At 73.0% G+C, this 19,218-nt stretch carries 22 protein-coding genes; 10 read left to right on the forward strand and 12 right to left on the reverse strand.

Annotated elements, in window-relative coordinates; genetic code table 11:
* Positions 1-14: 14 nt before the first annotated feature.
* Entirely contained in the window at positions 15-356 is a 342-nt protein-coding gene (locus ACZ6TV_RS28210; RefSeq protein WP_465300295.1) for a VOC family protein, read from the reverse strand.
* Between ACZ6TV_RS28210 and ACZ6TV_RS28215 the strand changes: the two genes are divergently transcribed.
* From ACZ6TV_RS28215 to ACZ6TV_RS28225, 3 genes are all read left to right on the forward strand, one after another.
* Positions 340-549, forward strand: coding sequence for a hypothetical protein (locus ACZ6TV_RS28215; RefSeq protein WP_465300296.1), 210 nt, complete (start codon positions 340-342; stop codon positions 547-549). The two genes, ACZ6TV_RS28210 and ACZ6TV_RS28215, sit on opposite strands and share 17 nt — an antisense overlap.
* A gap of 21 nt (positions 550-570) precedes the next feature.
* Positions 571-1,854 carry an EAL and HDOD domain-containing protein gene (locus tag ACZ6TV_RS28220; protein WP_465300297.1) on the forward strand — a complete coding sequence of 428 codons (1,284 nt, stop codon included), beginning with the start codon at positions 571-573 and terminating at the stop codon, positions 1,852-1,854.
* A gap of 215 nt (positions 1,855-2,069) precedes the next feature.
* On the forward strand, positions 2,070-2,819 hold the full coding sequence (locus ACZ6TV_RS28225; protein ID WP_465300298.1) for a tetratricopeptide repeat protein: 750 nt from the start codon (positions 2,070-2,072) through the stop codon (positions 2,817-2,819).
* Positions 2,820-2,848: 29 nt separating this feature from the next.
* On the opposite strand, the gene ACZ6TV_RS28230 is transcribed toward ACZ6TV_RS28225, so the two are convergent.
* From ACZ6TV_RS28230 to ACZ6TV_RS28240, 3 genes are all read right to left on the reverse strand, one after another.
* Positions 2,849-4,264 carry an alpha,alpha-trehalose-phosphate synthase (UDP-forming) gene (locus ACZ6TV_RS28230; protein WP_465300299.1) on the reverse strand — a complete coding sequence of 472 codons (1,416 nt, stop codon included), beginning with the start codon at positions 4,262-4,264 and terminating at the stop codon, positions 2,849-2,851.
* A 60-nt stretch (positions 4,265-4,324) separates the two neighbouring features.
* Positions 4,325-5,830, reverse strand: coding sequence for an alkaline phosphatase PhoX (locus tag ACZ6TV_RS28235; protein ID WP_465300300.1), 1,506 nt, complete (start codon positions 5,828-5,830; stop codon positions 4,325-4,327).
* 94 nt (positions 5,831-5,924) lie between these two features.
* Positions 5,925-7,001: an AI-2E family transporter gene (locus ACZ6TV_RS28240; protein WP_465300301.1), complete on the reverse strand. Its 1,077-nt coding sequence runs from the start codon at positions 6,999-7,001 to the stop codon at positions 5,925-5,927.
* Positions 7,002-7,116: 115 nt separating this feature from the next.
* Between ACZ6TV_RS28240 and ACZ6TV_RS28245 the strand changes: the two genes are divergently transcribed.
* Positions 7,117-8,157 carry a zinc-binding dehydrogenase gene (locus ACZ6TV_RS28245; protein WP_465300302.1) on the forward strand — a complete coding sequence of 347 codons (1,041 nt, stop codon included), beginning with the start codon at positions 7,117-7,119 and terminating at the stop codon, positions 8,155-8,157.
* Here the strand turns inward: ACZ6TV_RS28245 and ACZ6TV_RS28250 are convergent.
* Positions 8,114-8,794, reverse strand: a complete 681-nt coding sequence (locus tag ACZ6TV_RS28250) for a DUF4253 domain-containing protein (protein WP_465300303.1) — start codon at positions 8,792-8,794, stop codon at positions 8,114-8,116. The genes ACZ6TV_RS28245 and ACZ6TV_RS28250 overlap by 44 nt on opposite strands.
* Positions 8,770-9,447 carry a DUF4184 family protein gene (locus ACZ6TV_RS28255; RefSeq protein ID WP_465300304.1) on the reverse strand — a complete coding sequence of 226 codons (678 nt, stop codon included), beginning with the start codon at positions 9,445-9,447 and terminating at the stop codon, positions 8,770-8,772. Before ACZ6TV_RS28255 ends, ACZ6TV_RS28250 begins: the two co-directional genes overlap by 25 nt.
* Positions 9,448-9,518: 71 nt before the next feature.
* Between ACZ6TV_RS28255 and ACZ6TV_RS28260 the strand changes: the two genes are divergently transcribed.
* Positions 9,519-10,253, forward strand: coding sequence for a GNAT family N-acetyltransferase (locus ACZ6TV_RS28260; protein ID WP_465300305.1), 735 nt, complete (start codon positions 9,519-9,521; stop codon positions 10,251-10,253).
* On the opposite strand, the gene ACZ6TV_RS28265 is transcribed toward ACZ6TV_RS28260, so the two are convergent.
* Entirely contained in the window at positions 10,210-10,350 is a 141-nt protein-coding gene (locus ACZ6TV_RS28265) for a hypothetical protein (protein ID WP_465300306.1), read from the reverse strand. The genes ACZ6TV_RS28260 and ACZ6TV_RS28265 overlap by 44 nt on opposite strands.
* A gap of 91 nt (positions 10,351-10,441) precedes the next feature.
* On the opposite strand from ACZ6TV_RS28265, the gene ACZ6TV_RS28270 reads away from it, so the two are divergent.
* On the forward strand, positions 10,442-12,715 hold the full coding sequence (locus ACZ6TV_RS28270; RefSeq protein ID WP_465300307.1) for an ATP-binding cassette domain-containing protein: 2,274 nt from the start codon (positions 10,442-10,444) through the stop codon (positions 12,713-12,715).
* Positions 12,716-14,126: 1,411 nt separating this feature from the next.
* Positions 14,127-14,585, forward strand: a complete 459-nt coding sequence (locus tag ACZ6TV_RS28275) for a hypothetical protein (RefSeq protein ID WP_465300308.1) — start codon at positions 14,127-14,129, stop codon at positions 14,583-14,585.
* Here the strand turns inward: ACZ6TV_RS28275 and ACZ6TV_RS28280 are convergent.
* On the reverse strand, positions 14,582-15,538 hold the full coding sequence (locus tag ACZ6TV_RS28280; protein WP_465300309.1) for an NAD(P)H-dependent flavin oxidoreductase: 957 nt from the start codon (positions 15,536-15,538) through the stop codon (positions 14,582-14,584). The two genes, ACZ6TV_RS28275 and ACZ6TV_RS28280, sit on opposite strands and share 4 nt — an antisense overlap.
* A gap of 118 nt (positions 15,539-15,656) precedes the next feature.
* On the opposite strand from ACZ6TV_RS28280, the gene ACZ6TV_RS28285 reads away from it, so the two are divergent.
* Together ACZ6TV_RS28285 and ACZ6TV_RS28290 are read left to right on the forward strand one after the other, a co-directional pair.
* Entirely contained in the window at positions 15,657-16,172 is a 516-nt protein-coding gene (locus ACZ6TV_RS28285) for a P-loop nucleotide/nucleoside kinase family protein (RefSeq protein ID WP_465300310.1), read from the forward strand.
* Positions 16,173-16,213: 41 nt separating this feature from the next.
* Positions 16,214-16,441, forward strand: a complete 228-nt coding sequence (locus tag ACZ6TV_RS28290; RefSeq protein WP_465300311.1) for a hypothetical protein — start codon at positions 16,214-16,216, stop codon at positions 16,439-16,441.
* Between the two features lie 4 nt (positions 16,442-16,445).
* Here the strand turns inward: ACZ6TV_RS28290 and ACZ6TV_RS28295 are convergent, their stop codons facing one another.
* The 3 genes from ACZ6TV_RS28295 to ACZ6TV_RS28305 all read right to left on the reverse strand — a co-directional run bounded on the left by ACZ6TV_RS28295 (position 16,446) and on the right by ACZ6TV_RS28305 (position 17,558).
* Positions 16,446-16,832, reverse strand: a complete 387-nt coding sequence (locus ACZ6TV_RS28295) for a YnfA family protein (protein ID WP_465300312.1) — start codon at positions 16,830-16,832, stop codon at positions 16,446-16,448.
* A 67-nt stretch (positions 16,833-16,899) separates the two neighbouring features.
* Positions 16,900-17,124: a hypothetical protein gene (locus ACZ6TV_RS28300; protein ID WP_465300313.1), complete on the reverse strand. Its 225-nt coding sequence runs from the start codon at positions 17,122-17,124 to the stop codon at positions 16,900-16,902.
* An 86-nt stretch (positions 17,125-17,210) separates the two neighbouring features.
* The gene (locus ACZ6TV_RS28305) at positions 17,211-17,558 is read right to left on the reverse strand and encodes a hypothetical protein (protein WP_465300314.1); all 348 of its coding nucleotides are present in this window, start codon (positions 17,556-17,558) and stop codon (positions 17,211-17,213) included.
* Between the two features lie 141 nt (positions 17,559-17,699).
* Between ACZ6TV_RS28305 and ACZ6TV_RS28310 the strand changes: the two genes are divergently transcribed.
* The gene (locus ACZ6TV_RS28310; protein ID WP_465300315.1) at positions 17,700-18,470 is read left to right on the forward strand and encodes a GAF and ANTAR domain-containing protein; all 771 of its coding nucleotides are present in this window, start codon (positions 17,700-17,702) and stop codon (positions 18,468-18,470) included.
* A gap of 15 nt (positions 18,471-18,485) precedes the next feature.
* Here ACZ6TV_RS28310 and pyrF read toward each other — a convergent pair whose 3' ends face one another.
* Positions 18,486-19,217, reverse strand: coding sequence for an orotidine-5'-phosphate decarboxylase (gene pyrF, locus ACZ6TV_RS28315; RefSeq protein ID WP_465300316.1), 732 nt, complete (start codon positions 19,215-19,217; stop codon positions 18,486-18,488).
* Position 19,218 lies beyond the last annotated feature (1 nt).

Raw genomic sequence — 19,218 nt, forward strand, 5'->3', positions numbered from 1 at the left:
TCGTAGGTCGTGGGTCACTTCTTCCAGAAGAAGACCAGAATGTAGCCGTCGGGGTCGGGGAGCTCGAACTCGATCATGCCGGACTTCTTCGTCGGTTCGGTGGCGGGTTTGAGGCCGAGGTCCTGGACGCCCTCGTAGAAGGCCTGGATGTCTTCGACCTTGATGTACAGGTGGCTGCCGGCGTGCGTGACGGCGCCGGCCTCCTGCGGGCGGAAGATGATCCAGAACCAGTTGACGTAGGCGGTCAGCTGGGCCGGCTCGCGCTTGAGACGGAAGCCCAGCTTCTCGTAGAACGCGGCGGTCGCGTCCAGGTCCTTGACGTGACAGACCACGCCCGAGATGCTGCTCATCTTCATCGTCCGCTCCCTTTCGCTGTGGGTCCTCATCGGTACTGACGTGGCCCGCGGCGGCGATGTGACGGATGCCGGGGGCGAATTCTCGACGCCGCGGCTCGTGCCGCAGATCTCGTCGCGACCGGATGGTCGAGGGCGAGCGGATCTGGCAGGCCACCGGAGGTCCGAATTCCGCCGTTTTGCGGTAGTCGGGTGATTTTCGGGCGATCATTTCCGTGTGAGCCAGGAAACGGGAGGGCCTGACGACGATCACGTGGTCCACGTCGGGCGGCAGCCGATCTACGACCGCGACGGCGTCGTGATCGCGTACGAGCTGCTGTTCCGCGCCGGGGCGACCGCCGCCACCGCATCCCGCCGTGACGCGCACGCCACCGCCCGGGTGCTGGTCGCGGCGTTCACGGAGTTCGGGCTGGAGGAGATCGCTGACGGGCACGTCTGCTTCATCAACCTGACCCGCGACTTCCTCACCGGGCACCTGCCGCTGCCGTTCGACTGCAGCCAGGCGGTCCTGGAGGTGCTGGAGACGACCGACGTCGACGAGGACGTCCTGGCCGGGGTCGCGTCCCTCGCGGAGCAGGGGTACACCATCGCCCTCGACGACTTCGTGTTCGGCGCCAGTCACGAGCGGCTGCTCGACGTCGCCACGTACGTGAAGATCGACATGCTGGACGCGACCGAGGAGGACGTCCGCGCGACGGTCACCCGCTGCCGGCGGCACGCGCACCTGCAGCTCGTCGCGGAGCGCCTGGAAACCCCGGAGGCGCTGGACCTGGCGATGTCGCTGGGCTTCGAGTTCTTCCAGGGTCACGTACTGGGCCGCCCGCACGTCAGCTCGACCGTGGCGCTCGCCCCGTCGCGCCTCACCCGCCTGCGGATCATGGCAGAGCTCAGCACCGACGACGTCGACATCGACGGGCTCGTCGCCATGGTCGGCCAGGACGCGGCCCTCAGCGTACGGCTGCTGCGCGCCACCAACGCCGCGTCGTTCGGCCTCAACCGGACCGTGTCGTCGATCCGCGACGCGGTCGTGGCGCTGGGCCTGGGCCGGTTGCGGCAGTGGGTGACACTCATGGTCGTCGCCGACATCACCGAGGCCGACCCGGAGCAGCTGAGCCGGCTGCTGATCCGGGCCCGCTGCTGCCAGCTGCTGGCCGAGGCCGCGGCGCTGCCGGGCGAGCCCGCCTACATCGGCGGGCTGCTGTCGGCCGTCGCGGACCTGTTCGGCGAGCCGACCGACCGGATCCTCAACGGCGTACCCCTGGACCGGACCCTGACCGACGCGCTCGTCACCGGCAGCGGCCCGCTCGGCGAGGTGCTCACCGCGGTCCGCGCCTACACCGCACCGTCCGCGGAACCCGCCGGGCACCCGCCCGCCGATCCGGGCGCGCTCGCATCGCACTACCTGGCAGCCGTGCGCTGGGCGAACGCCACCCTGAGCGACCTGTCCACCGAACTGCGCCCGCCCGCGCCGGACCGCGCCGCCCAGGACCTCGCCTTGTAGGACCGCGCCGCTTCGAAACGCGCCGCTTCGAAACGCGCCGTTTCGGACCGCGCCGTTTCGGACCGCGCCGCTTCGGACCGCGCCGCCCCGGACCGCGCCGTTAGAACCGCGCCGTTTAGGACCGCGCCGTGCAGGGCCGTTCGTGCAGGGCCGTTCGTGCAGGGCCGCGTCGCCCGGGAGCGCTGGGGCTGGCGCGGCTGCGCGACCATGGCCGGGTGAGCCGATCCTTCTGGCGCCCCTGGCGGCGGCCCGCCGCCCCCACCGGCCCGGGGCAGCCGCCGGCCGACCCGCACGAAGCCGAGGCATGGCACCGCCGGGCCGTCGCCGCCGACCCCGCCCGGACCCTGTCGATGGTCCGGCTCGCCGACCTGCTGCGCGGGCGAGGCGCCCTGGAGGAGGCCGAGTTCTGGTACCACCGCGCCGCCGGCGCCGGCGACCAGTTCGCCATGAGCACCCTCGGTGACCTGCACCGCGACCGCGGCGACCTGCCCGGCGCCGAGACCTGGTACGCCCGCTCCGCCGAAACCGGCTACGTCGTGGCGATCTGCAACCTCGGCGACCTGTGCCTGGCCCGCGACGACCCGGCCGGCGCCGAGGCGTGGTACCGGCGCGCGGACGACGACGAATACGCGCTGAGCCGCCTCGGCAGCCTGTTCGCCCGCCTCGGCGACACCGCCCGGGCCGAGACCTGGTTCCGCCGCGCGGCCGACGCCGGCAGCACGTACGCCATGGACAGCCTCGGCGACCTGCTCCAGGCCCGCGGCGCCCTCACCGAGGCGGAGCAGTGGTTCCGCCGCGCCGCCGACGCGGGCAACGACTTCGCCATGTGCAGCCTCGGCGAGCTCCTCCGCGACCACGGCGACCCCGCCGGCGCCGAGCCCTGGCTCCGCCGCGCCGCCGAGGCAGGCAACGTCCGCGCCATGTCGGCGCTCGGCGACCTCCTGGACGGCAAGGGACGGGCCTGACCGTGTCGCCCGCCACGCGCTGGTGGCGGTCAGCCGGTTGACGCCGAGCCGGTGGTGACGGGGACGCCGAGGGCGTCGAGGAACTCGTGGGCCCAGTGGTCGACGTCGTGGGCCTGGACGTGGGCGCGCATGCGGCGCATCCGGGCGGAGCGGTCGTCGGGTGGGGCGGCGAGGGCGGCGACCATGGCGCGTTTGAGGTCCTCGACGTCGTGCGGGTTGACGAGGAACGCGTCGTCGAGCTCGGCGGCCGCGCCGGTGAACTCGCTGAGGACCATGGCGCCGAGCTCGTCGCGGCGGGCGGCGACGAACTCCTTCGCCACGAGGTTCATGCCGTCGCGCAGCGGGGTGACGAGCATGACGTCGGTGGCGAGGTAGAGGGCCACGAGCTCCTCGCGTGAGCGGGACTGGAAGAGGTAGTGCACGGGCACCTTGCCGACGGCGCCGTGTTCGCCGTTGATCCGGCCGACCTCCCGTTCGACGCGTTCGCGCAGCTGCTGGTACTGCGCGACCCGCATCCGGCTGGGGGTGGCGACCTGCACGAGGACGACCTCGTCGTTGGAGACGGCCTCCTCGGCGAGCAGCTCGCCGAACGCCTCGACGCGCTGCTCGATGCCCTTGGTGTAGTCGAGCCGGTCGACGCCGAGCAGCAGCCGCCGGTCGCCGCCGAGCTCGGCGCGCAGCCGCTCGGCCTCCCGCTGCGCTTCCGGCGAGGCGGCGATGCGGTCGATCTCGGCGACGTCGATCGAGATGGGGAAGGCGCGTGCGACGACGGTGCGGTTCTCGTACACCACCGAGTCGTCCTGCGGCGAGAGGCCGAGGAGCCGGCCCGTCAGCTGCAGGAAGTTCTGCGCGGCGAGCGGCCGCTGGAACCCGACGAGGTCGGCGCCGAGCAGCCCGCGCAGCAGTTCGGCCCGGCGGGGCAGCTGCATGAACAGCTCCACCGGCGGGAACGGGATGTGCAGGAAGAACCCGATGCGCAGGTCGGGCCGCAGCGCGCGCAGCATCGCCGGGACGAGCAGCAGCTGGTAGTCGTGCACCCACACGGCCGCGCCCTCGGCAGCCACTGTGGCGGCGGCCTCGGCGAAGCGGCGGTTGACGTCCTCGTACGCCCGCCGCCACTCCCGCTTGTGCACGGGTGGCTCGACGAGGTCGTGGAACAGGGGCCAGATCGTCGAGTTGGACTGGCCCTCGTAGTAGCGGTCGATGTCCCCGGAGCTCAGCGGGACCGGCTGCAGCTGGATCCCGTCGACCTCGGCGGGTCCGGTGTCGTCGTCGGGCGCGCCGGTCCAGCCGACCCAGGCGCCGCCGGAGCTGCGCACGATCGGCTCGAGGGCGCTGACCAGCCCGCCTGGGCTGCGGGTCCACTGTGCTTCGCCGTTGTCGTCGGTGGTGCGGTCGACGGGCAGCCGGTTCGCCACCACGACAAAGGAGTATCCGTCAGCCACACCCTCGGGTTACCCAGCGGCACCGAGACAAACCAAAGGGTGTGGCTGACGCCGGGCAGGTCAGCCGAGGTACTTCTCCCACGGGCCGGTGATGGCCAGGGTGATGCCGGGGACCTGGATGTTGACGAACAGGACCTTGCCGTCCGGGGAGAACGTCGGGCCGGTGAACTCCGAGTAGGTCGGCGCGCCGTTGGACGTGCCGTTGCTGAGCATGTTGCGGGCGATGGCGTAGGTGGGGCCGCCGGGGACGGAGCTGAGCACGTGCGAGGCGCGCACGCCGTCCTCGGCGAGCACGAGGGTGCCCCACGGGGTGACCGTGACGTTGTCGGGGCCGTCGAAGGTCAGGTCGGCGTACTTCGGCGAGGGGCCCTCACCCTCGGCGGCCGCGTTGTGCGGGAAGTAGGTGACCAGCGTGATGGTCTGGTCGCTGTAGTCGTAGAACCAGACCATGCCGTCGTGCTTGGTGGCGTCGGCGGGCAGGTCGTTGGCGCCGAAGGCGAAGCTGTTGACGATGTAGCAGCCCTTGCGGGTGCTCCAGACGCCCTCGAACTTCTTGCCGCGGGTGACCTCGCCGTCGGCGAACTGGGTGCGGACGGACTTCGTGGTCGCCTCCCGGTCCGGGACCTCGATCCAGGTCACCTTGAACGGCCGGCCGATCTGGGCGGAGGTGAGGTAGGCGACGTCGGGCAGGATGCTGCCGTCGTCGAGGCGGATCTGCATCGCCTCGAGCTTGCCCGCGGTGTCGCTGAGCGTGTTGGCGATGCCGGGGCCGAGCCGCTTGCCGTCGGTGGCGCTCCACCGGTAGAACAGGCCGTTCGGGCCGCTGGCGTCCTCCGACAGGTACACGTGCCGCAGGTCGGGGTCGACGGCGAGGGCCTCGTGGTCGTAGCGGCCGAACGCCTTGATCGGCTTGGGCAGCTGCTTCTTCGACTCGCTCTGGAAGACCTCGAAGACGTAGCCGTGGTTCTTCTGGTACGTGCCGGTCTGGCCGCCCGCGCTCCAGGTGGCGCCCGCGTTGATGGTGGTCTCCTCGCAGGTCAGCCACGTGCCCCACGGGGTGACGCCGCCGGCGCAGTTGCGCACGGTGCCGGAGATGCCGACCCACTCGCCGGTCCGGCGGCCGCGGCCGTCGGTGGTGATGACGGTGCAGCCGCCCGCGTTGGGCGCACCCGGGTCGTAGACGGTGCCCTCGATGTGCGGCACGCCGTAGACGAGCTGGTGCGGGTTCAGCTCGTGGTTCTGGATCAGGACCAGCTTGTTGTGGCCGTCGGCGACGACACCGGCGCCGTCGTGGTAGCCGGGCGTCTTGCCCTGGCCGCCCGACATCTCCGTGCTGCCCTCGCGGGTGACGATCGTGTACGAGAAGCCCTCGGGCAGCGCGAGGATGCCGTTCGGGTCGTCCTTGAGCGGCGGGAACGGACGCCCGCCGCCCGAGCCACCGCCACCGGGACGGCCCTGCTCGTGCGCGGCGGCCGGCTCGGCGAGGCTCGGCAGCGCGCCGGCGACGGTGAGGCCGACACCTGCCGCGGTGCCACCGGCGAGAATCTGCCGACGGGAAACGGTCATGCTCACATCACTCCCTGGATGATGAACGCATTGCGCGGTCATCCAGGAGCCTCTGAGACGTCGGTGAATATCCGGCAAACGTGGGGCGTACAGCTCACGCTGAGCTGACGTCCGCGTCCCTACGATCTCGCAGGGCGGTGCGGGTGACCTGGTACACCACGGCCGTGAGGGGGACGGCGACGGCCGCGCCGGCGACACCGCCGGTGAGCGCCCCGGCGGTGACCGCGACCAGGACGACCGCGGGGTGCAGGCGCAGCGCCTTGCCCATGATGAGCGGCTCGAGGACGTTGCCCTCGACCTGCTGGACGACGATGACGGCGGCCAGGACGAGCAGCGCGTCGACCGGTCCGCCGGCGGCGAGGGCGACCAGGGTCGCGACGGCCCCGGCGACGGTCGCGCCGAGGACCGGCACGAACGCGGCGACGAACGTCAGCACGGTCAGCGGCAGCGCCAGCGGGACGCCGATGATGAACAGCGCCGCGCCGATGCCGGCGGCGTCGATGGCGGCGACGGCGACCGTGCCGCGGGCGTAGCGGGACAGCGCCCGCCAGCCGTTGCCGGCGGCTTCGCTCCACCGGTCGCGGCTGTGCTCCGGCAGCCGGTCCCGTGTCCAGCCGGCGATCGACGGACCGTCCTTGAGCAGGAAGAACACGAGGATCAGGGCGAGCAGCGCCGAGCCGAACGCTTCGACGGCGCTCATCGCGTACGCCGCGGCGTTCGGCGCGACGGCCTTGCGGACCCGCTCGCCGCCCTGCTCGACGGCGGCGTCGAGCTGGCGGTCGCTGACCCCGGTCGTGCTCGCGATCCAGTCACGGGTGCGCTCCCAGCCCTGGCCGAGCTCGCCGGGCAGCTCGCCGGCCTGGGCGGCGACCGCCTGCCACATCAGCAGTACCGGCACGACCAGCACGACCAGCAGCACGAACACGCCGGCGAGCGCGCCGACCGCCCGTGGCGCGCCGCGGCGGCAGACGAACTCGGTGACCGGCTGGAGCAGCGCGGTGAGCAGCAGCGCGACGACCACCGCGAGGGTCAGCGGCGCGACCAGCACCGCGAGGCGCAGCGCCAGGTACACCGCGGCGGCGACCACCAGGGCGCAGCCCGCCGCGGCCGCCGCGTACCTGAGCGACCAGGGCAGCGCCCGCCAAACTCCCGTGCCACGATCCGGCGTCATGGCCGGTCTGTACCCGGGCGGGTTCCGCGGCACACACGTCACGGTCACTACAGCGGCGCTGGAGTATCGATGGAGGGCGCTTTCCGGACGGATGCCACTCGCGTACGGTGGCCGCGTGCCCGCCCTCGAGATGGTCCTGCCCGGTCCCGTCGAGCCCGAAGGCCTGCTGGCGCAACGGAAGCCGGTGCCCGTGCCGGCGCCGCACGAGGCGCTCGTCGAGGTCGAGGCGGCCGGCATGTCCTTCGACGACATGCTCATGCGGCGCGGCGCCTGCCTCGACCGGCGCACGTATCCGATGGTGCCCGGCCGCGACCTGGCCGGCGTCGTGACCGCCGTGGGCGCCGCCGCCGACCCGGGACTCGTCGGCCGGCGCGTCGCCGCCGTCGTGCCCGGTGGCGCGTGGGCCACGCACGTCACCGTCGCCGTGGACGCGCTCACGCCGGTGCCCGGGGCGCTCGGCCCGGTCGAGGCGGTCGCCCTGGCCTATCCGGGGGTGCTCGCCTCGCATCTGCTGCACGACGTCGCCGGCGTCCGGCCCGGGCAGGTCGTCGTCGTGCCCGGCGCGCCCGGCTGGGCCGGCACGACGCTCGTGCAGCTCGCCCGGCAGGCCGGCGCGCGGGTCATCGGCATCTCCAGCACCCGGCAGCTGGCCGGGACCACGGACCTCGGCTTCGCCCCGGTCGACCACTGGACCGAGGACGTCACCGCGCGGGTGCTGCAGCTCGCGCCCGGCGGCGCCGACGCCGTCTTCGACAACATCGGCGGGCCCAACCTCGCCGACTCGTGGGAGCAGCTCAACGCGTCCGGAATCCTGGTCTCGTACGGCAACAACGCGACGCGGGACACGGTCGCCGACCCGGCCGCGCTGCGGGACCGCTTCGGCGCGTGGATGGCCGCGTCGCCGGGCCGGCGGGCAGTCACCGCCGGCCTGTTCACGGACGGGCCGCCGGCGAACACCGTCCTCAGTGGACTGTTCGCGGCCGCGGCCGAGGGGCGCCTGCGTCCCTACGTCGCCGCGACCCACCCGCTGACGGACGCCGCGGCGGCGCTGCGCGGGTTCGAGGCCGGCGGCCAGATCGGCCGGGTCGTGCTGACCGTGCCGCGCACGGGGCTCAGTCCCACCAGACCCGCCACACCGGCTCACCGCCCAGGCTGACCGCCAGGTCGGTCAGCGTGTCCGCGAAGTAGTTGTCGTACGCGCCGTCGTTGTACACCTGGTACTCCATGGCGAGCGTGAGCGCCGCGGCCCGGTCCAGCGGCGGGTGGCGCACCGTGAACTCGGCGCTGTCCGTCGTCATCGCGACCAGCTCGGCGCCGTAGCGGGCGTGGAAGTACCGCAGGATCGCCGCGTGCTCGGCCGGCGACGGGTACTCGTTCCAGCCGCCGTGCTGCAGCACGAGCGGGACCTGCCACGGCGCGGCGGCGGGGACCAGCGCGACGACCACCTCGTCGTAGTGGGCGACGCCGAAGCCCGGCGGCTCGGGCCGGGCCCGCCACTCCCCCTCACCACGCAGCTCGGCACGGACGGTGTCGGCGTGCGCGCCGTAGATCCTGAGCCGGGCCGCGATGCGATCGGCCAGAACGGACGCGCCGTCGAGCCGCGGGGCCGCCTCGTCCAGCGGGCACGGTCGCAACTCCTCAGGGGCGGCCGCCGGCATCAGCAGCGGCCACAGCCCGGTGCCGTCGTGCTGTACGCGCAGCCGCCACCAGCACAGCAGGGGGTCGTCGCCGGCGGGGAAGCCCCACACCGGTACACCCGCCGGCGTCGTCATGAGGAGCCGGAGCGAAGCCATGACCGGCAAGATACCGCCCACGACGCGGCGAGGAGGCCCCCGGCGGCCGCGCACAGCAGCCGCACGCCGGTGGTGTGGGCCGGCTCAGCGCCGGGCAGGAACGGCGTGACCGCGATCAGGGGCAGCGTGACGGCGGCGGCGACGGTCCAGAACAACGCCGGGTGGCGGGCGCGCGGCGGCGGGTCGCCGTGCCAGGCGCGCAGCAGCCGCCGCCGGCCGATGTGCGCGACGGCCGCGACGAAGCCGAACGCCCCCAGCGCGTGCATGACGTACTCGGACCACGGCAGGACGAACTCGACCCGGTCCAGGGCGAGGTGGCTGGCCGCGCCGAGCAGCGCCGACGACACGGTCACCGGCCAGGCGGGCCACCGGCCGAGCGCACCGAAGGCCGCGAGTCCCGGCAGGTGCGCGGCGAGGACCGGCGCCGCCCGGCGGGTCAGCCACGCGACGGCGACGGTGACCGGCAGGCACCAGGCGACGAGCCCCGGCCACTGGTGGGACAGCGGCCAGACCGGCAGGCCGGAGCCGTCCAGGATGTATGCGAGGTCCGGCGCCGTCGAGCCGGCCACGAGCGCGACGCCGTCGAACCAGCGTGGCCGCCACACCTTCAGCGGCAGCACGGCGGCGGGATGGGACGGGAACGTCAGGGGCACCGGGGCAACGCTAACGGCGGCCCGTGGGGGGCGGGTGCCGCCGGCGTGGAGATACGGGGAGGATGGCCACCATGACGAGCATCGCCGACGCGCCGCTGCGCCAGGCCCGCAACTCCGCCGCGTTCTGGGCGGCGACCGGTGTCGCGCGTGGCCACGAGGTGATCCGCCGCCCCGGGTACCTCGCCGTGGCCGGCGACGAGCGCGCGGGCCTGCGCGTCCTGATCCAGCGGGCCGGCCTCGACGCGGGCGAGGTCGCCGAGGTCACCGCGCTGGTGGGCGGCGCCGCCGGGCCCGTGGACATCGAGGACCCGTTCAGCGCGACCGACCTGGCCCATCTCGGCATGCGCACCTGGCAGATGCCGGTCATGCTGCGCCCGCCCGCCCCGGTGGACGCGCCGGCGATGGCGGTGACCCGGGCCCGCGACGAGGCGGACCTGCACGCGGCGGAGCGGGCCGTGATCGGCGGGTTCGGGCTGACCCGCTTCGAGCCGCACCGCGGCGGCGAGCTGTTCCCGGCGGCGCTGATCGAGCAGCCCGGCGTCGAGGTGTACGTCGCCCGGCTCGACGGCGAGGTCGCCGGGGCGTGCGTGACGGTCGTCGACGACGGGCTCGGCAGCCACTACTGGGTCGGGACGCCGCCCGCGTTCCGGTCCCGTGGCGTCGGGCGGGCCGTGATGCTCGGCTCCCTCGCGCCGCTGGCGGACCTGCCGGTGACGCTCACGGCGTCGCGGCTCGGCGTGCCGCTGTACGAGTCCCTGGGCTTCACCGTGGCGGCGCCGTCGACGTGGCGGTCGTCGACAGGGTGAGGTACCACCACGACTCGCCGAGCGCCTCGGCCTGCTCGTCGGTGGGGCGGTGCCCGTCCGGCAGCCGCACCGAGTCCCACACCATGTCCTCGTACATCACGCAACGATGTCACAACCGTGATCGTCCGGGCGGCGCCGTCCCCGCGTGAACGGCCGAAAGTGTCATACGTGTCCTCTACAGTTGCCCGGTGCATGTCGCAGACAGTCATGACCTGATCAAGGTCCACGGGGCCCGGGAAAACAATCTGAAGGACGTCAGCGTCGACATCCCCAAGCGCCGTCTGACGGTGTTCACCGGCGTGTCGGGGTCGGGCAAGAGCTCGCTGGTGTTCGGCACGATCGCCGCGGAGTCGCAGCGACTCATCAACGAGACCTACAGCGCGTTCGTGCAGGGGTTCATGCCGAGCCAGGGGCGGCCCGACGTCGACCTGCTCGAAGGGCTCACCACGGCGATCATCGTCGACCAGGAGCGGATGGGGGCCAACTCCCGGTCCACGGTCGGCACCGCCACCGACGCCAACGCCATGCTGCGGATCGTGTTCAGCCGCCTCGGCGTGCCGAGCGCGGGGCCGTCGTTCCACTACAGCTTCAACGTGCCCGCCGGCGCGTGCCCCCGCTGCGAGGGCATGGGCACCAACAACGACATCGACCTCGACGAGCTGTTCGACCGGGACAAGTCGCTGTCCGAGGGTGCGATCACGATCCCGGGTTACAGCGTCGACGGGTGGCTGGTGCGGATCTTCGCCGCGTCCGGGTTCGTCGACGCCGACAAGCCGATCCGCGACTACACCGAGCAGGAGCTGCACGACTTTCTGTACAAGGAGCCGGTGAAAATCAAGATCGACTCCATCAACATGACCTATGAGGGGCTCGTCCCCCGGGTGCAGAAGTCGTTCCTGCAGAAGGACAAGGAAGCGCTGCAGCCGCACCTCCGGGCGTTCGTGGAGCGGGCCGTCACGTTCACGGCGTGCCCCGAGTGCGGCGGCACCCGGCTCAACAAGGCCGCGCTCGACTCCCGCATCGACGGCATCAACATCGCCGACGCGTGCGCGATGCAGATCAGCGACCTCGCCGACTGGGTCCGCGGCATCAAGGACCGGGCGGTCGCGCCGCTGCTGGCGACGCTGCAGCAGACGCTGGACTCGTTCGTGGAGATCGGCCTGGGCTATCTGTCCCTCGACCGGCCCTCCGGCACACTGTCCGGCGGCGAGGCGCAGCGCACGAAGATGATCCGGCACCTCGGTTCGAGCCTGACCGACGTGTCCTACATCTTCGACGAGCCGACCGTCGGCCTGCACCCGCACGACATCCAGCGGATGAACGGGCTGCTCGTCCGGCTGCGGGACAAGGGCAACACGGTCCTCGTCGTGGAGCACAAGCCCGAGACGATCGCGATCGCCGACCACGTCGTCGACCTGGGCCCCGGCGCCGGCGGCGCGGGCGGCACCGTCTGCTTCGAGGGCACCGTCGACGGCCTGCGCGCCAGCGGGACCCTCACCGGGCGCCACCTCGACTATCGGGCCACCCTGAAGGCCGAGCCCCGCACCGCGACCGGCGCCCTGCCGATCCGCAACGCGACACGGCACAACCTGCAGGACGTGAGCGTGGACGTGCCGCTCGGCGTCCTGGTCGTCGTCACCGGCGTCGCGGGATCGGGCAAGAGCTCACTGATCCACGGCTCGGTGCCCAAGGGCGCCGGCGTCGTCTCCGTCGACCAGACCGCGATCCGCGGCTCCCGGCGCAGCAACCCGGCGACCTACACCGGCCTGCTCGACCCGATCCGGACCGCCTTCGCCAAGGCCAACGGCGTGAAACCGGCCCTCTTCAGCGCCAACTCGGCCGGCGCCTGCCCCAACTGCAACGGCAACGGCGTCATCTACACCGACCTGGCCATGATGGCCGGCGTCGCCACCGTCTGCGAGGAATGCGAGGGCAAACGCTTCCAGGCGGCCGTCCTCGAATACAAGCTCGGCGGCAAGAACATCAGCGAGGTCCTCGCGATGTCCGTGACCGAGGCCGAGGCGTTCTTCGCCGCGGGCCACGCGAAGTCGGCCCCCGCCCACGCCATCCTGCACCGCATGGCCGACGTCGGCCTCGGCTACGTCACCCTCGGCCAGCCGCTCACCACCCTGTCCGGCGGCGAGCGCCAGCGGCTCAAGCTGGCCATCCACATGGCGGAGAAGGGCGGCATCTACGTCCTGGACGAGCCCACGACGGGCCTGCACCTCGCCGACGTCGAGCAGCTGCTGAAGCTCCTCGACCGCCTCGTCGACTCCGGCAAGTCCGTCATCGTCATCGAGCACCACCTGGCCGTCATGGCCCGCGCCGACTGGATCATCGACCTCGGCCCGGGCGCCGGCCACGACGGCGGCCGCCTCGTCTTCGAAGGCACCCCCGCCGCCCTGGTAGCCGCCCGCTCCACCCTCACCGGCGAACACCTCGCCACCTACGTGGGCGCGTAACCACCCCTTCCGTCCCGGGCCTGCTGCGTGCGGCGGGCGGCTCGACCGCCCGCCCCGCGCCGGCCCCGGGCCGGAAGTCTGAGCTCCACGGCTCCACGGCTCCACGGCTCCGGCCGTCGACCGTGGGGCGCCGGACTCGTCATCTCGACGCGCCATGCCCATTTCGACACGTCGGCTCGGGGCACGACGGCTCGAGGGCACGTCGCCCCGGCGTGCTGGATTTCCGCACGTCGACTCCAGACACCTCAGCACGTTCGGACCGGCACGGCGAGTCCACCACCCTCCCCGCCTTGCTCCGGCGGGCAGCCGGGCACGGGGGACATGTCGGCTCGGGATACGACGGCTCGGGACACGACGGCTCGGTGCGCCGGGGTTCCGCACGTCGACTCCGAACACTCCGAGAACGACTGCACGACTGCACGACTGCACGACTGCACGACTGCACGACTCCACGACTCCACGACTCCACGACGAGCCCACCACTTTCCCCGGCAGGCTCCGGGGGCACCCAAGCACGAGGGCACGTCCGCTCGGGAACACGACGGCTCGTGGGCACGTCGTCCCGGTGCGCTGGAATTTCCGCACGTCGACTCCGAACACCGAGCACATCGACTCCAGACACCTCAGCACGTCGGCACGGGCGCGGTGTATCCACCATCCTCCCCGCTTTGCTCCGAGGGGGCCACCCGGGCACGGCGGCACCGGCGCACGTCGGCTCGGGACGCAACGGCTCGGCGTGCCAGAGTTTTCCGCACGTCGACTCCAAATACCCAGCACGTTGGGACGGGCCCGGTGAATCCACCACCCCGCCTTGCTCCGAGGGGGCACCAGGGCACGGCGGCACGGAAACACGACGCTCGGGGAACGTCGCGCCGGAGCGTCCACACGTCGGCTCCAGACACCTCAGCACGTCAGCGCAGGCCCGGTGAGTCCACCACCCTCCGCGCCTTGCTCCAGGGGCACCCCGACACCGGGGGCATGTCGGCTCGGAACACGACGCCTCAGTGCGCCCGGGCCTCCGCACGTCGGCTCCAGACACCTGAGTACGTCGGCACGGGCCTGGTGAGTCCGCCGCCCTCCCCCTTGCTCCGGGCGGCACGGCTGCCCCAGGGCACCGGGCTGATCGGCACGTCGGCTCCCAGAGACACCGGCACATCGACCGCAGGGGCACCGTATCGGTTCCGGAGAGGGCACTGGGCGTGGCGGCTCCAGGGGAACAGCGGCGCGTCGAGTTCGGAGTCCGGGCAGCGGATTGACGGACTTGGTTTCGGACCTTCGGACCTTCGGGGCTTCGGATGCCGAGAGTTCCGGAATTGGAGCCGGGAGTTCGAGCGCCGCCTGTTTCGGATCGGTGGACCTGGCGCCCGTTGGTGAGAATGCCGAGCCCGGACCCGGCGCGTGGGCTCCGGCGGTGGACGACGGCGATGACGAGCGGCTTCGGGTCTGTATGACGGCGCCATCGTCCGGGGAGTTCGAGGAGCGGGTGGCGGATACTCTGGGCGCGGCGGTCGGCGGGCTTGAGGGGGAAGGGACGCTCGTGGAGCTGGATCTCAGTGTGCGGGCGGGTGAGGTGCTTGAGGCTGAGATCGTGGTGCCGCCGAAAGCCGGACGGTGGGCGGCGGTGAGGTTGTTTGCGGCGGCGACGTTGTATTCGATCTTCGACGACCTCGGTCACAATCCCCGCACGCCGTCGCTGGACGGGTTTCTGGTGGTGACTCGGCGGGACACCGGGGAGACGGTGCTGCGGGTGGAACTGTCGTTGCGGCCGGCGGTGGATGAGCCTGACGCCGACTATCTGGGGTACGTGCGGCGCCAGCTCGACGAGCTCACCGTCAAAGAGTTCCTCGACAGCTGGGGCGTGGCGGTCTAGGAACGGCCGGCGCGGGAGAGCGCCGACGATGCCTGGGCGGCCAGTGCGGACACGAGGTCGGCGGCCGGTGGCAGGTCGGTGACCAGGTCGACGCCTTCCCCGGCCCAGACGGGCAGTGGCGGGACGGCGCCGCTGGTCACGTCCTGCTGGTAGTCCCGGAGGGCTTCGGCGGAGGCGGCGAGCTCGTCCTCCCGCCCGCGCCAGCGGTCGAGGAACGGGTGGCCGAGCGTGCGGGCGGCGTACCGGGACGGCCACCGTGAACCGCGCGCGATGTCCAGCACCCGGTTGCGTTCGGTGTCCTCGCCGCGACCGGCGAGGATCGCCCGGGTGATGCGCGGGTCCACGAGCGCTTCGGCCGTCGCCTGGAAGCGGGTGCCGATCAGGGCGCCCGACGCGCCGAGGGCGAGGGCCGCCGCGACGCCGCGGCCGTCGGCGATCCCGCCCGCGGCGAGGACCGGCACGTCGCCGGCGAGGTCCACGACCAAGGGCACGAAGGGCAGCGTCGAGCGGCCCCGCAGGGCGCCGTGACCGCCGGCCTCGGTGCCCTGCGCCACGATGACGTCGGCGCCCAGGTCGACGGCGCGGCGGGCCTCTTCGAGGTCGGTGACCTGGAGGATCAGCAGGGCATCCGTTTGCCGGACGATCCGCGTGTACGGGCCGGGATCGCCGAACGACAGCATGACGGCGCGCGGCTCGTACATGAGCGAGCGCCGCACGGCGTCGGTGGTGGTCATCCAGGTGAGGAACCCGATGCCCCACGGCAGGCCGGTGCCGGCGACGGTCGGGGCCTCCCGCTCCAGCCACTCGGGGTTGCCGTCGGCGGCGCCGAGCATCCCGAGGCCGCCGCCGCGCGAGACCGCCGCCGCGAGGGCGCCGCCGGCGGAGCCGCCCATCGGGGCGAGGGCGATCGGGTGCCGGACTCCGGTGAGGCGCGTGAACGGCGTCGATAGCATCCTCGCACGGTACTGTCGCGGCCATGCTGTTCGCGTACCGCCGGTACTGGCGCGGGCGCTGCTGCGGTACGCCGGGCACTGGGACCCGTTCGACTGACGGCTGTGGCACGCTGTCTGGGTGCTGATCGTCATGTGTGGCCTGCAAGGGACCGGGAAGAGCACGATCGCCGCGCAGCTGGGGCTGCGGCTGCCGGCGCCGGTGCTGCCCGTCGACCCGGTCGAGCTCGCGATGTGGGCCGCCGGCGTCGACCGGGACCAGCCGACGGGCCTCGCCGCGTTCGTCGTCGTCGGTGCCCTCGCCGGCAACATGCTCAGGCTCGGTCAGACCGTCATCGTCGACGCCGTCAACGACGCGGAGGTCGCCCGGCAGCAGTGGCGCGACCTGTCCGCCCGGCACGAGGTCACGCTCCGCTTCGTCGAGGTCGTCTGCTCCGACGAGGCCCTGCACCGCCGGCGCCTCGCCGAGCGCGCCGACAACGACATCGCCGGCGCCGCCGAGCCGACCTGGGAGTCGGTCGAGGCGCGCCGAGAGGGCTTCGTCGGCTGGACCGACGACCGGCTCGTCCTCGACTCCGTCGCCGACGTCCCCGACAACGTCGCCCGCGCCCTGGCGTACGTCGGGAAGAGCTGCTGAAATCGGTCGTGGAAACCGCCGGGCTTGGGCACGATGCGGGGATGAGTGGAGCGCCTAAAGGGTTCACCTACCGTGTCCGCAAGAGCGGCGACATCGAGCTGCTGCACCACGGCCGCCCCGCGGGGGTGCTCCGCGACGCGGCGGCGGCCCGCTTCCTGGCCGACGTGGACAACCAGGATCCGCAGGAGCTGATGGCCCGGCTGACCGGCAACTACAAGCACGGCAACGAGCGGACCGCTCGCGACCATCCACGCAACCGGCGCAGGTGAGCGGCTAGCGTGGCGCCACGGACTCCGGGCCGCCGGGGGTCGGCTGGGCCGGTTCGGGGGCGGGGCGCGGGCCGTACATGATGACGGCGACACCGATCAGGCAGATGGCGGCGCCGGCGAGGTCGTAGCGGTCGGGACGGAACCTGTCCACGAGCATCGCCCAGGCGAGCGACCCCGCGACGAACACCCCACCGTAGGCGGCGAGAATGCGGCCGAAGTTCGCGTCAGGCTGGAGGGTGGCGACGAACCCGTACGCGCCGAGGGCGGCGATCCCGGCGCCGATCCACAGCAGTCCCCGGTGTTCCCGGACGCCCTGCCAGATGAGCCAGGCACCGCCGATCTCGGCGAGCGCGGCGACGAGGAACAGCACGATGGACCGGACGACTGTCATGGGCGTATGGCAGCACAGCGGCGGCGGTGCGGCACCGCCGGGGCAGGGCCGCACCACCGCACCGGGCTCAGCAGCCGCCGCAGCCGCAGCTCGCGCCCGCGGCACTGTGAGCGGAACGGCGGGCGGCACTGCGGCGGTGCTGCCACCACATGCCCAGCGCGAGGACGACGAGCCCGGCGGAGACGGCGAGCAGCGTCTTCTCCACGATCGCGGCGCCCGCGGTGGTGAGGACCCCGGCGGCGATGAGCAGCGGCAGGGCGCAGCAGGCCGCGCAGGCCACGGCCGCGAGCACCCCGCTGACCTTGCTCCGGGTCGGCGGACTGGCCGGCGGAGTGGCCGGCGGACTGGCCTGTCCGGGAACGGGCTTCACGGGCAGGTTCACCGCAGGTCCCCGGCGGCGGCCCGGGTGGCGAGCGAGGCCAGGGACGCCAGGACGTCCGCGTACTGCGCCGGGACCTCGACGTCCAGCGTCAGCGCCTCCCCCTCCGCGGCCGGCTCCCCCGTCACGGTGAACGTGAAGAACGAGCAGCACGCCGTCTCCCGGGCGGCGAGGTCGCGCACCGACGCTTCCACGCCGGCACGGCCCGCCAGCCGCAGCCGTACGTGCGTCGGCGACACCGGCTCGACCGCCCGCACGGCGGTGGCGAACAACGCGTCGAACTCGGCCAGCCGCAACGGCCGCTCGGCCGTCGGCAATGTGCACGCGTCCGGGATCAGCATCGACATGGTGAGCCTCCTTGGGTCGGGTTCTCCACGACGGTAGGGCCGTACCCGGGTACCGGATGCAAGCCCGAAACCGCGGTCGCGAGTGAGACCCGCCGCGAGCGGGCATACTGGGATGGATCCGGCGAGGGAGGCGGACGCACCGTGGCCGACGAACCGCTCACGATCAACTCGGTCAACTCGACCGCGGGACATCTCCTCGGGCTCCTCGTGCAGGCGCCTGACCTGGACGACTTCCTGGACCAGATCGTGCACCTCGCCGGCGCCGTGGTCACCCCCGCGGTGGCGTGCGGCGTCACGGTCCGCAGGGACGGCCGCCCGTTCTCGGTGGCGGTCAGCAACGACCTCGCCGGACAGGTGGACGAGATCCAGTATGTCGCGGACGAGGGCCCCTGCCTGGACGCGCTGCTCGACGGCGAGACCGTCGTCGTCGACGACCTCGCGCACGAGCAGCGCTGGGACAAGTACCGGCCGCACGCCGTCGCCTACGGGGTGGCCAGCTCGCTGTCGCTGCCGCTGCTCGTCGACGGGCAGTGCCTCGGCGCGCTGAACCTGTACGCGACGCGCGAGTCCGCGTTCACCGGCCCGGTGCGCGAGCAGGCCGCCGAGTTCGGGGCCCGGTGCAGCGAAGCGCTGACCGTCGCGGTGCGCCAGGTCCGGCAGTCGCGGCTGCTGGACCAGCTCGCCGAGGCCATGGTGTCCAGCAGCGTCATCGACCAGGCCATCGGCATCCTGATGGTGCAGCAGCGCTGCACCGCGGAGACCGCCTTCGACCTGTTGCGCCGCGCCTCGCAGAACCGCAACCGCAAGCTGCGCGACGTCGCGGCCGACATCATCACGAAGGTCAGCGGCGCCCCGCCCGCGCCCCGGCCCCCGTTCAGGCCAGCGCCGCCCGAGGACATCTCCGGCATCTGACCCGCTCGAATCCGGTCAGTCCGAGGGTCGGTCCAGGGGTAAGTCCGAGGCTGCCCGCAGGTCCGCGACGATGCCCGCGAGGACCGCCGCCGGGTCCGGGGCCCTGGTCAGCGCGCGGCCGATGACGACGTGCGAGGCGCCGGCCCGCACCGCCGCCACCGGATGCGCGGGACGGGCGTGGTCGGCGCCCCCGGGCCCGCCGGGCAGGGTGACGCCGGGCGTGACGATCAGCTGGCCGGGGCCGAGCAGCCGGCGCAGCGCCGCCGCCTCGTGGGGCGCGGCGATGACGCCGTGGCAGCCCGAGCGCCGGGCCAGCAGCGCGAGGCGCGCCGACTGCTCCTCGGTCGTGCCGCCGACGCCGACCTCCGCGAGGTCCGCCGCGGTGAGGCTGGTGACGACGGTCAGGGCGACGACCCGCAGCCGGGGGAACTCGGCGGCGGCACGCACCGCGGCCTCGAGAATCCTGGCACCGGCGGTCGCGTGCACGCTCACCATCGTCGCGCCGTGGCGGCCGGCGGCCCGTACCGCGGCGGCGACCGACGACGGGATCTCGAAGAGCTTCAGGTCGAAGAAGACGTCCTTGCCGGCGTCCGCGAGCCCGGCGGCCAACGCCGGACCGGCGGCCGTCAGCAGCTCCAGCCCGACCTTGTACGACCGCGCGGCGTCCCCGAGCCGCTCGACGACCGCCGCGGCGGCCCGGGCGTCGTCGAAGTCGAGCGCGACGACGACCCGACGGGACAGATCCATG

The sequence above is a fragment of the Dactylosporangium sp. NPDC051087 genome (genome assembly GCF_055586325.1).